We start from the raw sequence: 17,115 nt of genomic DNA, 5'->3' as shown, positions 1-17,115 counted from the left end.
ATACATGGTGACTCCTGTTTTGTAGCCTTCGTTATATTAACATGGAATATATCAAATTACAAAGTGAAATTTTAGAAAAATTTTATTAGTACATTTTATCTGAAATAGAAATGCTATTTATGTGAGTATTTTGGTACTTACTCGTATAAAACTTTGTTAGAAAAAGACTTTAAAATTCACATGTTTTTTATGAAGCGTAATATTGTAACTTTATCTATGTGGGTTTCTCAATAACTATTAAGGTGCAGAGTTAAGATATATAGGTTTATAGATATGAATTATTACATAAAAACGCACTTGGAAAAGGATGTATGATGGTAATAGAATACAAACATCAAGGGGGAACTTAAAATGAAGTTAAATAAACTAGTGCTTAGTTGTGGAGTAGTTTCAGCATTAACACTTGGTGTGTTAGGGAATAATACTTATGCTGAAGAAGTACACAAAACGAATGATCCAATTCATGTAGTTGAACATGTTTCTGCAGACTTATTATTAACCCAAACAATGGATTATAGTGGCGAGGCTGAAACTTCTTTCGTATATGATGGGAGTACTGACTTAAGCTTCTCTATGAAAAATAATGGTCAAAATACAATGGGATATAGTGTAAAAGGTCCAAATACAGAGCTAATTGTTGGTGGTTATATAAAACCTGGAGAACAACAAATTAATGTTACAAATGTACGGAATGCTTTATCTCCATTACCGAATGGAACATATAAAATTTATGTTTCAAATGATGATGGTTCTAAGGGGCAATTCCAAGTTTCAGTAAGATCTATGAATTAAATTTAAAACGCTTTGCTTTTAAGTTAATTTAATCTTTACTTATTGGAAAGAAGCTAAATTGAATTGAGAATTACCGATAAAAATGAAAACGAGCACCTTATCTAATTGTGAGAGGGTGTTCGTTTTTTGCTATTAAACAGAAAACAATTATAAATACATTTTGATATTTCCATTGCTAACCTACTAGATTGTGTCAACGAGAGAATGTCTACTATAAAAGATATCAAAATAAAGATGATGTAACATTCCGCTAAATTATATGGGGAAATAGAAAAACCACTCTTATATGAGTGGTTTTTAGTAATTATTTTTAGGTTATACATTTAAAATTAGGCTAAGTTATAGAAATAATAAACATTTAATCCGTTGTTATTATTTTGGTTCTGGATAATGATTGTAGTATGAGATTCTAATAAATTCTTGGTAGACATTTGTTAATTTGGCATCTCTAAGAGCATCGTTGAATTTTTGCATACGTACACTCCCTTGAGCGTAGCCTCCACCTGGAGTATAAGGGTTTCTTGCTTCAAAGTCATCCAAAAATACTTTTAATTTTTTATAGTCTTGAGATTGATAGAAAGCCACGGCCTCTTCAGGAGTGACATCAAAGTAAGAGGATGACGTTGAGTTATAAGAAGCTGCTTGAGCAGTAGGTGCCTCTAGCATAGTTGCAGCTCCACCGAACATAGTAAGCGCCATAGAAGATACAATAATTTTTTTTAACATAATAAAACCTCCATGTAGAATATTGGATTAACAGTAACCCTGTAATCATTGTAGTTACATTGAAAGTGATTATCAAATGCAATATTGCATAATGTATCCCGCTATTTGTGGGCAGTAAGACTCACGCCCAAAAATTCAATGAAAGTAAAGAAGTTAGATGGGGATCGAGCTGAATAAAGTTTTACTTTATTCTTTAAATGAGGAGTCACCCTTATATCTCAATGAAGGAGCGTAATAGAGAATTAATAGATTAAAAGAGGTGTATAAATTATTCGGATTAACCAGAAAATGAAAAGGCTATTTTTAATAGGGAGAAAGCTTAATAACTGAAGTGAAGGAATTGGTATTTATATATTTAACATACATATTTGTCTTTTAACTTGTAGGCGTGTTTTAGAATTTGTATATAGTAAATTCGTTAAAAAACTTGATAAATAATAAAATGTGTAAATTTTTTGACTATTTCATTAAAATTATTTAATATTTGTAATTTATTGTTTTATAATGATAATCGGGTCGATCGTGAATGTTTTAGATATTGCGATATATACTCGGATTAATTTATTCTAGGGAGGTTACAAAATTGGGTAAGAGAGTCATTATAAGAGTTTTTACATTATTATCAGTACTGGCATTATTCCTTAATGTATTTTTACCTAGGGCTAGTGCAGAGGTTATGACGCATGAGAAATATTCAATGGACTGGAGTTATAGTAATAGTCTAGGTAAGTACATTCGCACTGAAATGATTAAAAATTCAAGTGGTCAAATTGCTTATTGCTTAACTCTTGGATTAAAATCACCAAATGGTGAAGATCTTCCTGAAATGGGGAAAACAGATAATGTAGTATATAGAGTCTTATTAAATGGTTTCCCACAAAAAAGTGCTGAACAGCTGGGAGTAGCTAATAAAAATGAAGCGCATTATGCAACGCAACTTGCGGTTTGGAATGCATTAGGTCAACTCGATGTAAATGAATTAAAACATGAGAATAAAAATGTTGAAAAAGCAGCTAAGGCTATTATTAGTAATGCTAATAATAGTGAAGAGACTCAAGATGTTTTTATGAATGTGATTCCTGCTGAAAAGCAAAAAGCAGAATTAAAGGGTGAATTCTTCGAAACAAATCTATATTCAGTACAAACAAATGCTAAGAGTGGTTCTTATAAGGTAGTAGCGAAAAATGCACCTAATGGAGTTAGAATTGTTAGTGAAAATGGAGAAGTGAAAGATCAGCTTTCAGTTGGAGAAAAATTTCGTATCCAAATTCCTAAGAATACAAAAACGGGTGAATTTAATTTAAGTGTAGCTGCTAATTTAACTAAAGTTCAAGCAATTGCTTACCGTGGTACGGATACTGTTCAGAACGCTACAGTACTATTAGAAAGAAATGAAGAAAAGCTTAGTAGTGATCTTGCAGTAAATTGGGAAGCAGCTGGTTCTTTAAAAATTAAAAAGGTTGGAGAAAATGGAGAAGTTTTAGCTGATGCAGTATTTGAGGTCTTTAATGCAAATAATGAATCAGTTGGAAAAATCACGACTGGTGCTGATGGTATGGCAGAATTAAACAACTTACCAATTGGTACTTACACATTAAAAGAAATTAAAGCACCAACAGGCTATGTTTCAGATGATAAACCACAAACTATTGAAGTTAAGACAGGAGAAACAGGAGCTGTCCAAATAGTAAATAACAAAGTAAAAGGTAACATCGAAATTAAAAAGCTCAGTGATTCAGGAAAGGTTTTACCAAATGTTGAATTCACAGTCTTTACTGAAGATGGAAAAGAAGTGCAAAAAGTAGTAACAAAAGAAAATGGAATTGCAAACGTTGAAGGTCTTACGTATGGTAAGTATTATTTCTTAGAGACAAAAACACCTAATGGATATATTGGAAATAAAACAAAGTATCCTTTTGAAATTAAAGAGCACAATAAAACACTTACTTTTACAGTGGAAAATACCGAAGTGAAAGGTAGTGTAAAATTACTAAAAGTAGATAATGAAGATATTAGCAAAAAATTAGAAGGTGCAGTATTTGAATTGAAAGATGAAAGTGGAAAAGTAGTTGGGGAATATAAGACAGATAAAAATGGCGAGATTAACGTCAAAGATTTAGCGTATGGTAAATATTCATTTGTAGAAAAGGCTTCTCCACATGGTTACGTTCTTGTTAAAGAACCAATTATGTTCGAAATAAAGGAACATGGGAAGATTATTGAGTTATTGGCAGTTAATCATCTTATCAAAGGTGATCTAGAAATTACAAAGGTAGATGTAGCTGATGGAAATAACAAGCTTCCAAATGCAGAATTTACGATTTATAACGAAGCAGGAAAAGAAGTAGTAAAAGGAAAAACAGACGATAAAGGAATCGCTAAATTTGAAAAATTACCATTTGGAAAATACACATATAAAGAAACTGTTGCGCCAAAAGGTTATGTATTAAATGAAGAAACGTTCTCTTTTGAAATTAAAGAGAATGGTCAAATCATTAAACACATTGTCAAAGATGAAAAGATTCCTTCAATAAAAACAACAGCTACTGATAAAACAGATGGTACAAAAGAAATACACACGTCTAAGTCTGTAACAATCCAAGATAAAGTGGAATACAAAGACCTACAAGTAGGTAAAGAATACACTTTAAAAGGTAAATTAATGAATAAAGAGACTAATAAACCATTAGTTGTAAATGGTAAAGAAGTAACAGCTGAAACGAAGTTTACACCAAAAGAAGCAAATGGCTCTATTACATTAGACTTTACATTTGATGCAACTGGTTTAGAAGAAAAAGAGGTAGTAGTATTCGAAGAGTTATTGAAAGAAGGAAAAATTGTTACAACACATGCTGATATCAATGATAAAGGTCAAACAGTTAAGTTCGTTAAGCCATTAGTAAAAACGACAGCAACAAACAAAGCTGATGGTGGAAAAGAGATTCATTCAAAGGATTCTATCACTATTCAAGACAAAGTGGAGTATACTAACTTAGTTGTAGGTAAAGAGTACACTGTAAAAGGTAAACTAATGAATAAAGCTATTAACAAACCATTATTAATTGATGGAAAAGAAGTAACAGCTGAAACGAAGTTTACTGCAAAAGAAAAGAACGGTTTTGTAACATTAGACTTTACTTTTGTTGGTGCTGAACAGCAAGGAAGAGAAGTAGTCGTGTTTGAAGACTTATTACATGAAGGTCAAGTAATTGCAACACATGCTGACATTAACGATGTAGGTCAAACAGTTCGATTTGTAGAACCTTCTATTAAAACGACAGCAACAAACAAAGCTGATGGTTCTAAAGAGTTAGACGCTTCTAAATCTGTAACAATCCAAGATAAAGTGGAATACAAAGACTTAATCGTGGGTAAAGAGTATGTTGTAAAAGGTAAACTGATGGATAAAGCAACAAACAAGCCATTATTAGTTGATGGAAAAGAAGTAACAGTAGAATCTAAGTTTATTGCTAAAGAGAAGAATGGTTCTATCACACTAGATTTCACATTTAATGCTTCTGCATTACAAGGTAAAGAAGTAGTAGTATTTGAAGAACTGTATCAAGATAATATATTAGTAGCTATTCACGCTGAAATTGAAGATAAGGAACAAACAGTGAAATTTAAAGAGGTAAAGCCGGAACAACCTAAACCAGAACAGCCAAATTCAGATAAAAATACTCCAACACCAGAGCAGCCTAACGAGCAAGTAAAAGAACAACCACAACCTAAGCAAGAAATTCAATCTAAAATTGGATGGTTACCGCAAACAGGTACTAATCTTACAAGTTGGATCTCTATGGCTGCAGGCGCATTACTGTTAATTGTTGGTGGAGTGATTTTCTTAAAACGTAAAAATGCATAGAGATTAAAAAATAAGCACATCTGTTTTTATAACAAGATGTGCTTATTTTTATCATTTTAGCCAAGAAGACTCCTATATTCAAGCGTGAATGGCATTTAAAATAGCAAATTTATTTGTAGTAAATAATACATAATTTTGTTTTACTGTTTTAATTAAAATACGGTCTGTTGTCCCATAAGCTGTTCCAATACGTATGACATCTACTTCTTCAACACCAGCATAGGTAGCATCTTCGGTAATCTCAATCACATCACGTAATGGAATTGTAATCTCCGCCAATTGCCATGAAATAATTAACTCTTCATTTGTTTTTTTTACATTAATGCCTAGCATTATACCAAGACCCTTCAATAATAATACGCTACACTTCTAATCTTATTATATAAATTTTTAGATTTTTTATCTATATGTAGGAATAGAATTTATTTATATTTGTGAGCATCTTAATGATGTCAAACAAATAGAAGGATATACAGTCTTTCTATTAAGAAATATGGTAAGAACAAAAGTTCACTTCAAATTAATATGAATTTGATATGGTTGAGATATTATGAACGAGAAATAGTAAGAGTTGCAGGAAGGAAATGAATAATGAGACTTAAATTAGTAGGAATTTTCATTTGTGTAATTATGATGTTAGGTATCTTTATAATTTACACCAATCAATCTATTGGTAAAGAACCAGATAAGACGAACTATGAATCTCGTGAAAACTCCATAAATAAAGAGAAAGATAGTAGAGGAAAAGGGCAATCAAAATACAATGAAAGTTCTTTTGCTAGTATACAGGCTGTAGTTAATAAGGAATATGGATTACCCGAAGACTATAAACCAGAGGATTTAGTTGTACCAAATGTACCATTCTCATTTAGTGGAACGGTAGAAAAGAGCCACCTCCGTAAAGAGGCGGCAGAAGCACTGGAAAAGTTATTTGATTTAGCAAAGCAGGAGGGGATTCAGTTAAATGCTGTTTCGGGATTTCGTTCCTATGACTATCAACAACGATTGTATACAAACAATGTGAAAAGAAAAGGACAAGAGCATACGGATCGCTTCTCGGCAAAACCAGGACATAGCGAACATCAAACAGGGTTAACAATGGACGTTTCTTCTAAAAGTGCGAACAATGAACTAGAGTTATCCTTTGCTAATACGAAGGAAGGAAAATGGCTGAAAGAAAACGCGCATCGCGCAGGGTTTATCATTCGTTACCCTAAGGGAAAGGAAAGTATTACAGGTTATGCATATGAACCTTGGCATATTCGCTATGTAGGAGATATTGCTGAAAATATATATAAACAAAAGCAGACTTTAGAAGAATACATGAATCTATGAAAATAGAATTGAAGAATTAAACTGGCTATCAATAGACGTGAGATTGTAAAAGGCAGGGGATATAAATTAAGGTGTTTTTTAATTTTTTTGGTGAAGAGGGAAGGTCTCCCTCTTCTTTTTTCATTCCTTGTAAAATTTGAGGATGTCTTAAGGGAATGAAAAGATGGATTGTGTGAATTTATTAATATAGGCTACTTTAGGTGGCTTCTAGAGATGTTTTTTGAGGGAATACAATGTTATAAGTTTGTAGTATTCATTGCAGCAATTGACTATATTATAGGAGCATTCACGTTGGAATATAACAGAGAATTATAGAGTAAAGTAGGATTCAAAAGCATTGTTAAAAATGTTGGTGTTATAAGTTATTTTCCTATCAAAATAATTAGTCTTTTTTCAAAATTTAAGGTTGTTATTTTATTATATCTAGTAACTATTTATATTATTTAATAATTACTTTGTTTACTATTAAGGTAGTTATCTTACAAAATTGTAAGGTTATTTTAATTGACACTCGTATGTATAAGTAACTATACTGGTTACACAATATTGGTGAGTATATTTAATAATCTCTATCTATAAGTGTATGTCCGAGGATTATTTTTGGAGTAATAGTTCGATTTTAAATTCGTTATACGATATATAGCGATATAAATAACGTGATCTATTCTTTATTCAAAGTCGTATTATTTAAAGATTAATTATAAATGATATATTTACCAAATTGTAATAAATTGATAGAGGTGTTACATTTTGAAATATAAATTAATTGCTACAGGAATTCTTGCTGGAAGTCTATTATCCTACTCATCTAATACATTTGCAAATACTCATAAGTTCCCAGATGTTCCTGCATGGGCGGACAAATCCGTTAATTATTTAGTTGATAAACAGGTATTGAATGGCTATCCAGACGGAACTTTCGGTTCAAATGACTCATTAGACAGAGCTTCGGCTACAAAAATTATGACAAAAGTTTTAGGTATACAAATTGACTCTAATGCAAAACCATCATTTACAGATTCACAAAACCACTGGGCTACTCCGTATATTGCTGCTGCTGAAAAAGCTGGTATTGTTAAAGGTGAGGGTAATGGAATCTTCAATCCATCCGGAAAAGTAACTCGCGCTGCTATGGCTACGATGCTAGTAAATGCATATAAACTACAAAGCACATCAAATCATAACGAGCAGGTTAAATTTGAAGATTTAAAAGGGCATTGGGGAGAAAAATATGCCAATATTTTAATCGGTTTGAAAATTTCCAATGGTACTGAGAACGGTTGGCAACCAAATAGATTTATAACACGTGCTGAAGCTGCTCAACTTACTGCAAAAACAGATATGATGCAACATCGTCCAAAAAACCCATTAGAAAGTAAAACAATCATTATTGATCCTGGACATGGTGGCGAAGATCCTGGGAAATCCACAAAGGGATTACCTGAAAGTAAGATTGTACTAGACACTTCTTTACGTCTACAACAATTACTTGAAAAGCATACACCATTTACAGTTTTATTAACTCGTCAATCTGATAATAGACCAGGACATGATCAAAAAAGTTCTTTACAGGAACGTGTTAAATTTGCTAAGAAAAATCAGGGTAATATCTTTATAAGCGTACATGCAAATGCTTTTAATGGTAATGCAAAAGGGACAGAAACATATTACTATAAATCTTCTAAATCCGAAAAAACAAATCCTCATGTGGAAGAAAGTCGCGTTTTAGCAGAAAAAATTCAAACACGTTTAGTAGAGGCACTTCAAACACGAGACAGAGGAGTTAAACATGGAGACCTTCATGTTATAAGAGAAAATGACATGCCAGCTGTGTTGACGGAACTGGCGTTTATAGATAATGGTATTGATTACAGTAAATTATCTACGGAAAATGGCAGACAAATTGCAGCAGAAGCCATTTATGAAGGAATTTTAGATTATTATGAATGGAAAGGAAATAATGTATCTGAATATAGGCTGTAATAAGTAATTGAAAATATAGTAATTCTCGAAATGAAGAATTCTATAATTTTTTTGTATTTTTTTAAACAACAATTTTAAATTTGTATTTAAAATTGTTGTTTAAATCGTTACTTTATGTTTTAATAATATTGATAATAGTTATCAATAATAGTGAGAGGAAGATTAGTGAAACATGTGTTTTTAGTTAGTGTCATAAAGTTAATGAATTTCTATATTGTATGGCTATGAATCTATCTCTATTTTTGTGAACTAGAAATAATATATTTATATCTTTTAAATGTTTAAGAAGGAGTGGCTGTCTGTATGAAAAAAGCAAAAGAAATAGCTAAATGCGTTGCGGTAGCGTCCGTTATTATGTCTGGATCATTTGGTTTACAAGCAACATCTGCATTTGCAGAGTCTAAAGGAACTGTAGAAAATCTTCAAAATGGTGGGAAGGTCTATAATAGTTTTAAAACTACTTATGACATGAAGCAAAATATCAAAAATTCAATAAAGGTTTCTTTTATTGAGGATCCTTACGCAGATAAAAAGATTGCAATTGTTACCACCGATGGTAGTAATATAGATGCTAAATATACAATTAATAGCGGATACTATAACGCAGGTTTAAAATGGCCATCAGCCTATCATACTGAAGCAGAAATAACAAGTGGTGATAGTGCTCAATTCCATAAAGCTGCCCCAGTTAATACAATGACTTCAGCAAAGGTCACTTCTGAGGTAGGGTATACACTTGGTGGAAGTGTTAAAGTAGGAGTAAATGATAAAGGGCCAAATGCCGATGCAAGTATCACAGGTAGCTTTGCTTGGAAAGAAAGTGTATCTTATGATCAAGTAGATTATAAAACGGTATTGGAGACTCACACAGATAAAAAATTAAATTGGAAAGTAGGATTCCAATCATTTAATTTCCCAGAGTGGGGAATTTATAATCGTGATTCATTCAATACTTTCTATGGTAATCAACTATTTATGAAATCACGTAGTTATAATGAAGGAACGAATAATTTTGTTTCAAAAGATACAGTACCAGCTTTAACAGGATATGGTTTTTCTCCAAACGTAGTAGCGGTTATTACTGCTGATAAAACAGAAACTACATCAGATTTAAAAATAACAAATCGTAGAATTTCAGATCAGTACAATATCGAATGGGTAAGTTCAAAATGGTGGGGAACAAATAATAAAGATACATATAATGAATTCTTTACGAACCACTATAAATTAGACTGGAAAAACCATCAAGTTACTCTTGATAAACAAAAAGCCCTTGAAGAACAAATGAATAGTATCAACAGTGTGAATGATAAACTTAACAAAGGAAAAGGGAAATTATCTCTTTCAATGAATGGAAATCAACTCCAAGCTACGTCTAGCAATGCTGGTTATGGTATCAGTTACGAAGATAAAAATTGGGGTATCTTTGTAAATGGTGAAAAGGTCTATACTTTTAATGAAAAATCAACTGTAGGCAATATATCTAATGATATTAACAAATTAAACATTAAAGGACCTTATATCGAGATTAAACAGATTTAGTCAGAAAATGATGGACGATTGATGGACAATTATCTCATCAAGATACGAGTACGCTAGTTTATTTTAAATTTGTATAATGTAACGAAAGGACCAGATCTTATTTATTTTATAGATAAGATCTGGTCCTTATTACTTTTTTGTTTGCACACGAAGTTAAGATAACATTAGATGTTTTTTGTCCAGACTTTCACTCGATTAGAAAAGAGCATAAAGTATTTGAAAGCTATTGATGCTACGCAAGGGGATATTGTTTAAAGTAATCAGAACTTCATCGGTTGTTAAGTTACCACTTTAAATATATAATTAAATTTCATTAAAAAGATACTCTATTCAAAGTCCTTATTGGGTTTTTGAAGTGAAATATATACTATTTGAGGTGTGTGAAATGGGGAAATCTCGAGAGCAGACGATGGAAAATATCTTAAAGGCTGCTAAGAAAAAATTTGGAGAGCGTGGCTACGAAGGTACGAGCATACAAGAAATTGCAAAAGAAGCGAAAGTGAATGTTGCTATGGCCTCTTACTATTTTAATGGGAAAGAAAACCTATATTATGAGGTGTTTAAGAAATATGGTCTTGCTAATGAGCTACCCAATTTTCTTGAGAAGAATCAATTTGATCCTATCAATGCCCTTAGAGAATATTTAACGGTTTTTACTACACATATAAAAGAGAACCCTGAAATTGGATCATTGGCATATGAGGAGATTATTAAGGAAAGTGCACGATTAGAAAAGATTAAACCGTATTTCATAGGTAATTTTGAACAGTTAAAAGAAATATTACAGGAGGGTGAAAAGCAAGGAGTTTTTCATTTCTTCTCTATAAATCATACGATACATTGGATCACTTCTATTGTTTTATTTCCAAAGTTTAAAAAGTTTATTGATTCTTTAGGCCCAAATGAAACGAATGATACAAATCATGAATGGATGCCAGAAGACTTAGTGAATAGGATTGTTACTGCATTAACAGATAAACCTAACGTGTAAATTATTCAGTGTATATGAATTCTATTATTACTATTTAAAGCCTAATTTCTCAATGTATTGTAGAGAAATTAGGCTTTTTTCAACACGTCATTAAAGTATTTATAATTCAATGACTCAATTTGCTGATTATATTTTCAAGTATTCGTTTTGAGCTACATAGATATAGTTTTTGTTGCAACTGTTTGTTGAAATGCTTTATCATGCTCAACAATAACCATTGTGGGATTAAATTGTTGAATAAGCTCTTCGATTTGCATACGGGAATAGATATCTATAAAATTTAGTGGTTCATCCCATATATATATATGAGCTTTTTCACATAAGCTTTTAGCGATAAGCAGTTTTTTCTTTTGTCCACCAGAATAATGAGATATATCTTTCTCAAATTGAATTCGGTCAAAGTCCATCTTACGTAGGATGGATTTAAATAAGGTCTCATCAATCTTGTGCTGTTCAATAAAGTCTGATAGCGATCCCTTTAAATGAGAAGTATCTTGTTGGACATAGGAAATGATGAGTCCTGTACCTAAAATAACTAAGCCTGTATGCTGTATCGGATGTCCTAGAATTAGTTTTAGGATACTACTTTTTCCGCTCCCATTCGTTCCATCAAGTACAATTCGGTCACCTTGTTCAACTATGAAGCTAATCGAATCATTCACAATTTGGTCATCGTACTTAACGGACACATCAACCAAAGTAATCAATTCATTTGATTTAAATTGTAATTGTTCCAATTTTAAGGACTCAGTTTTCTCCACATTTTTTAGTAATTTTGACTTTTCTTCAATAGCTTTTTGTTGTCTTGATTCAAGGTTTTTTGCTCTTTTCATCATCTTGGCTGCTTTATGACCTACAAACCCCTTATCCAACTTAGAGCCTGAATTCCTCGTTCCATTTTTTGAAGCTTCCACATCATGAGACCAACTTGCTGAACGCTTGGAAGACTGTTTTAATCTCCCTATGTCTTTTTGTAGACGCTCATTTGTAGCCTCTTCGTGCTCTTGCTGTCTATCAAAATTTAACTTCCAAGAAGAATAGTTACCACTCTGAACTTCAATATTTGCTCTATTTATAGATAGGATATGGTCAACGCACCCATCTAAAAAGATTCTGTCATGTGAAATTAAAATAAATCCTTTTTTCTTCCTTAGATAATCAGAGACTATCTTTCGTGCATCAGTATCTAAGTGATTTGTTGGTTCATCAATTAATAGGAATTGGCCCTCATTTAAAAACAGTGCAGCAAGCAACACCTTTGTTTGTTCCCCATTTGATAATGTTTTAAATGGTCTGTATATGACCTCAGCATCAACATTTAAATAGGATATCTCACGCAGAAATTCCCAATCTTCTGCTTGGGGACAAATTTCTTCAAGGATTTCATAAGTGAATTTGTTCTTATCTGCAACAGAGTAGGGGAAGTAATTGAATTCTACCGAAGCAAGGATTTTCCCACCATACTCATAATTCCCTAACAATAAATTAAAGAATGTTGTTTTACCTCGTCCGTTTCTACCGATAAATCCTAGCTTCCAATCCGTATCTATTTGGAAGTTTACACTTTCAAAAATATTATCAAAGCTACCTGGGTATGAAAAAGTTAAATCTTGGACTTTTATCATTGACATAATAATTCCTCCTTTATATATCGAAACGTTTCATATAAAGTCGGAACATCCATCCATTTTTTAATTGCTCTATATAAGTTTGATGGATATTAACGACTTATATAGAGCATTACATGTGTAACAATAGTGTCTGAAGTACTCATTTTTCTCGCTCCTTTATTTGTTAGGTACATTTAACAATTAATAAGTTCCAACTAACATAAACGGGAATAAAAAAATCCCCCAATTGTAATCGGAAGGATTAGTCTTTCGTCTATACTTAATAAGTACTTATTAATCATTTGAATCATGACAAATAAAGTATGAACTGAATTTTAAAAATGGATAGACTAACCCTATATTTTGTAGTTTGAAGTTATAAAATTCAACTTAAAATATAAATTAGTTAATCATTATTCATCCATCATTCCTTTCATAATTCTATTTTTAGAGTAACATTCTTTTTAGAGAGATGCAATATCAGCTTCAGCTTCACCTAATCCTAGATTATTTATAATTCTTTGAGTAAGGAGGAAATATGAAATTGACATCAATCTAAGTTGTAACTATAATTGTTACAGTTAGTTTCGAAAACTAATTCGAATTTCTATGTTAAAGATAGTATATTTTCATTCCTTTTTAAGTGTGACAGTTAGCAACTAACTATAATTCAATAGAGGATTAGATTTTATCTCATATTTAAAGAGTAGATAAGTTATACAATCCAAATTTATGATGCACAAATACTTGAAAAACTACATTTTTTAACTGATCCTTTTTGGAATCCTCAGTATTGAAAATTGTAAACATCTACAAAAAGTTAATAAGACTGTTGTATGTAGAAAGAAATTTTTTAAAAAGGTCATAATATGGATAATAGGTAGCACACATTTTAATTAGTAGGAGTTGTGCTACTATCAAGACATTTCTTAATAAAAGTATAGAAAAAACTCAAGAAGGTGAGTCCATTGCGTAAAAATGCATATGTGCAATTTTATGTATTGATATTGGCTTTAATAGCTTATATAAGCTTTTGCTGTATATTTTTATTTGTTCTTCCGAATCATTATTTCGTATCAGATTTTAATATCCGGCTATCATCTTTAGTCGTTGAAACTACTGTATTTATCTCATTACTGTATTCTATATTATCCAGAAAAATTAAGTTAGGAGTATTCTGGATTTGCATAATTATTGCGATAGGGTGTTTCCTGATAGGAAATTTCATATCTGCTTTTCAAGTACTTAATGTAGAATTACCAATACAAAATTTTAATATCTCTGATATATTTTTGTTGTTTTTCTTATTTTTCTTTCTCTTTGCGTTTTTTTATAAAATTATGATGGAATGTAACAAATGGGAGAGAGCGTATTTACTTTGTGATTTATGCATTGTTGTTACTGCTATTTTTACATTAGAGTGGTACCTATTTAATAAACCTTCCGCAAATATCTTATTCTTTTCAATTGGAGATGTTTTTCTTTCATTTATTTTTCCGATTATAGATTTATTGCTTCTATTACTTGGAGTTACACTAATCTTTCGACCTGCTATTTTCAATGCAAAAAGTAAATTGTTTATTTTTATCTTAGTATTAACTGGATTGGCTATTACGGACTACTTATATTTTTACTTACAAGATGATTTGTCAGATCGTTCAGTTATATTATTAAGGTGTTTGTATAGAGTTTTCCTATTATTTATCGCTATTGCTGCTACAATCCCAAAGAATACTTCTTCTAAAAGAAATTATTTTATTGTCAACCCGAAATTTGGAAGGGAACTTCTTGGCATATTTCCTTATCTTGCAGTTGCAGTCTTAATTGGCTTTACTTTGAAAGAACAAACTTCTTCAGCTACATTGATTACGGGAAATTGTATTGCTTTTGTATTTGTACTGATTCGTCATACAATTGTACGAATGCAAAACAAAGATTTAACCGAGACCTTAAAAGTGTTTAATAATCAATTAGAACAAACAGTATCTCAAAGAACAAGGGATTTAATAAACAAATCTAATGATTTGGTAAAAAATCAAGAGAGATTTAAGTCTTTATATGAGTATCATCCAGATCCTATTTTAACGATTGATTCAAATGGTATCGTATTAAATATAAACCAGGCTGGAAGTATGTTATTAGGAAAAGAAAGTGCTGCATTAATAGGGAAAGAGTGCTTCTCTATTTTTTTAGATGAAGATAAATCTGAATTGGAATCGGCTATAAAGAAAGGGAAACGATGTAGTTCATCTTCGTTACAGTTACGTGTGAAAAATAACAATGAGAAGGATATTCTCTTTTGGTATGTCACTATAGTTCCTATTATGATAGAAGGACAAACCTTTGGGAGTTATGTAATGGTAAAAGACATAACGAGGATGAAACAACAACAGGATGAGATAAATTATCTTGCGTTCCATGATACGGTGACGGAGATTGGAAATCGTATATTCTTCCAACAAGAATTAGATAGATCCATTAAGCGTGCACAAAAAACACAGGATAAGTTCGGGCTCCTGTATATTGATTTAAATCGCTTTAAGACCATTAATGATACATTGGGTCATTCGATTGGTGACAGAGTTTTAAAAGAAGTTGCCAAACGTTTTAGGACATGTCTGTCACCGACTATTCCTCTAGCAAGAATAGGTGGAGATGAGTTTGCAATCATTGTCCATAACCAAACAGAGCAACAGCTATTGGATTTGTGTAAAACTCTATTTCGTATAACTGAAGAACCATTTGTAGTAAATCAGCATAGTTTTTACTTATCTCTTAGTATAGGAATAGCAGTGTATCCATTTGGAGGAATAAATACTACTACACTTTTACAACACGCTGATATCGCTATGTATAGCGCAAAGGAAAAAGGTAACAATGCTGTTTGTATGTATGACGAGACATTATCACAAAAAGTAACTCGTCGATTACGATTAGAACAGGATTTACCAAATGCAATTGAAAATAATGAGTTATTTTTATTGTATCAACCACAAATTGATAGTAAGGCAGGTAAGGTTATTGGTGCAGAGGCTTTAATACGCTGGCAACATCCAGAGCTTGGGCTGATTTCTCCTTTTGAGTTTATACCTATCGCAGAAGAAACGGCGCAGATTATTTCAATTGGGAAGTGGACGTTACAGAAAGCGTGTCGACAACTGAAAGAATGGCATTCTGCGGGCTATTCAAATCTAAAGATGGGGATAAATTTATCAGCTATAGAGTTTGAACAGAAAGATTTTGTTCAAACAATGATATCTACCATAGAAGAGATAGGAGTACCTGCTAATTCAATTGATTTGGAATTAACAGAGCGAATAGCAATGGTAGATGAAAAAGAAACCTTATCGAAGTTAAAAGTATTAAAATCATATGGTGTACATTTATCAATTGACGATTTTGGTACAGGTTATTCTTCACTAGCGTATCTGCCTCTTTATCCAATTGATATTTTGAAAATTCCAAGAGAATTTGTTAATAGGATCGGAACTTCTACTGATGGAGATGAAATTATACAAACCATTATTTCACTTGCTCATACTTTAAACATGAAAGTGATAGCAGAAGGGGTGGAAACGAAGGAACAATTAAAAGTGTTACAACGTAATGGATGTTATCTAATTCAGGGCTATTACTACAGTAAACCTGTAAATGAAGATGAATTTATCGATTTTTTAAGTACAATGCAAAATGAATAAGTGAAAAATCAGTATCTGTATAAAGTAAAGTGAAAAGACGTTCTATCCATATGGATTTGAACGTCTTTCTTATGTTTATTTTCAGTAGTTATGCAGCAAGCTTTCAGCCTTTGAAAGTAAAATAAGTATCTATATTCCTTGTATTTTGGGCTAATGGGATATGAGGTGAAAATTGCTTCATGTGAAAACGCATTAGGGACAGCTTGTATATTCTTAAAGCAATTTGAAAAAGGATTAGCAGTTTGTATGGAATTAGGAAATGAAGAGTATGTATATCATTTCAATATTTTACATTCTCTTAATGAATATGAAGCAATTAAACTCTTAGAAGAAGTGAAAAAAGTGTTTCTTACTTCGAAAAGCAAGGTTTATGGGATTTCGTAGAAGAATATGCAGATCTAAAAAAGGAAGAAATTATACAATAATCACATGCTATCATTTTTAATAGCTAATTAACAAAGGGACTCCAATTATGGAGTCCCTTTGTTAATGGGGTAACGCTCTGGTTTATCTAATTATAACAATATTTGTAAAAAATGCAAAGGGGTCCTAGTTTGGAGGGGGAATTATTTA

11 protein-coding genes are annotated in these 17,115 nt (G+C 31.6%); 8 read left to right on the top strand and 3 right to left on the bottom strand.

The features are described 5' to 3' along the window. Positions 1 to 351: 351 nt before the first annotated feature. Entirely contained in the window at positions 352 to 792 is a 441-nt protein-coding gene (locus BUA87_RS21330) for a hypothetical protein (RefSeq protein ID WP_000773517.1), read from the top strand. 372 nt (positions 793 to 1,164) lie between these two features. On the opposite strand, the gene BUA87_RS21325 is transcribed toward BUA87_RS21330, so the two are convergent. Then, positions 1,165 to 1,518 (bottom strand): hypothetical protein, encoded by a 354-nt coding sequence (locus BUA87_RS21325; protein ID WP_000913814.1) that lies wholly within the window; start codon positions 1,516 to 1,518, stop codon positions 1,165 to 1,167. Positions 1,519 to 2,101: 583 nt separating this feature from the next. On the opposite strand from BUA87_RS21325, the gene BUA87_RS21320 reads away from it, so the two are divergent. Continuing rightward, a complete protein-coding gene (locus BUA87_RS21320; RefSeq protein ID WP_072940747.1) occupies positions 2,102 to 5,383 on the top strand; it encodes a VaFE repeat-containing surface-anchored protein in 3,282 nt (1,093 codons plus the stop codon). A 78-nt stretch (positions 5,384 to 5,461) separates the two neighbouring features. Here the strand turns inward: BUA87_RS21320 and BUA87_RS21315 are convergent, their stop codons facing one another. Beyond that, the gene (locus BUA87_RS21315; protein WP_000900689.1) at positions 5,462 to 5,716 is read right to left on the bottom strand and encodes a SunI/YnzG family protein; all 255 of its coding nucleotides are present in this window, start codon (positions 5,714 to 5,716) and stop codon (positions 5,462 to 5,464) included. Between the two features lie 258 nt (positions 5,717 to 5,974). Here BUA87_RS21315 and BUA87_RS21310 point away from each other — a divergent pair, with 258 nt between their 5' ends. The 4 genes from BUA87_RS21310 (at position 5,975) to hlyIIR (ending at position 11,234) form a co-directional block, all read left to right on the top strand. Beyond that, a complete protein-coding gene (locus BUA87_RS21310; RefSeq protein WP_001237442.1) occupies positions 5,975 to 6,718 on the top strand; it encodes a M15 family metallopeptidase in 744 nt (247 codons plus the stop codon). 750 nt (positions 6,719 to 7,468) lie between these two features. Then, positions 7,469 to 8,701, top strand: coding sequence for an N-acetylmuramoyl-L-alanine amidase (locus tag BUA87_RS21305; RefSeq protein ID WP_000875659.1), 1,233 nt, complete (start codon positions 7,469 to 7,471; stop codon positions 8,699 to 8,701). A gap of 303 nt (positions 8,702 to 9,004) precedes the next feature. After that, a complete protein-coding gene (hlyII, locus tag BUA87_RS21300) occupies positions 9,005 to 10,243 on the top strand; it encodes a hemolysin II HlyII (protein WP_000709371.1) in 1,239 nt (412 codons plus the stop codon). Positions 10,244 to 10,628: 385 nt separating this feature from the next. Continuing rightward, on the top strand, positions 10,629 to 11,234 hold the full coding sequence (gene hlyIIR / locus BUA87_RS21295) for a hemolysin II regulator HlyIIR (RefSeq protein ID WP_016080734.1): 606 nt from the start codon (positions 10,629 to 10,631) through the stop codon (positions 11,232 to 11,234). Between the two features lie 152 nt (positions 11,235 to 11,386). Here the strand turns inward: hlyIIR and BUA87_RS21290 are convergent, their stop codons facing one another. Further along, positions 11,387 to 12,865, bottom strand: a complete 1,479-nt coding sequence (locus tag BUA87_RS21290; RefSeq protein ID WP_000061792.1) for an Lsa family ABC-F type ribosomal protection protein — start codon at positions 12,863 to 12,865, stop codon at positions 11,387 to 11,389. Between the two features lie 947 nt (positions 12,866 to 13,812). Between BUA87_RS21290 and BUA87_RS21285 the strand changes: the two genes are divergently transcribed. Beyond that, positions 13,813 to 16,542, top strand: a complete 2,730-nt coding sequence (locus BUA87_RS21285) for a sensor domain-containing protein (protein ID WP_001230614.1) — start codon at positions 13,813 to 13,815, stop codon at positions 16,540 to 16,542. A 153-nt stretch (positions 16,543 to 16,695) separates the two neighbouring features. Beyond that, positions 16,696 to 16,926: a hypothetical protein gene (locus tag BUA87_RS21280; protein ID WP_029948057.1), complete on the top strand. Its 231-nt coding sequence runs from the start codon at positions 16,696 to 16,698 to the stop codon at positions 16,924 to 16,926. Positions 16,927 to 17,115: the final 189 nt, after the last annotated feature.

The organism is Bacillus sp. bc15, assembly GCF_900142585.1.
Taxonomy (GTDB): Bacteria; Bacillota; Bacilli; order Bacillales; family Bacillaceae_G; genus Bacillus_A; species Bacillus_A cereus.
Note: the sequence above shows the minus strand (reverse complement) of the source record. Positions and strands in the feature narration are given on the sequence as shown.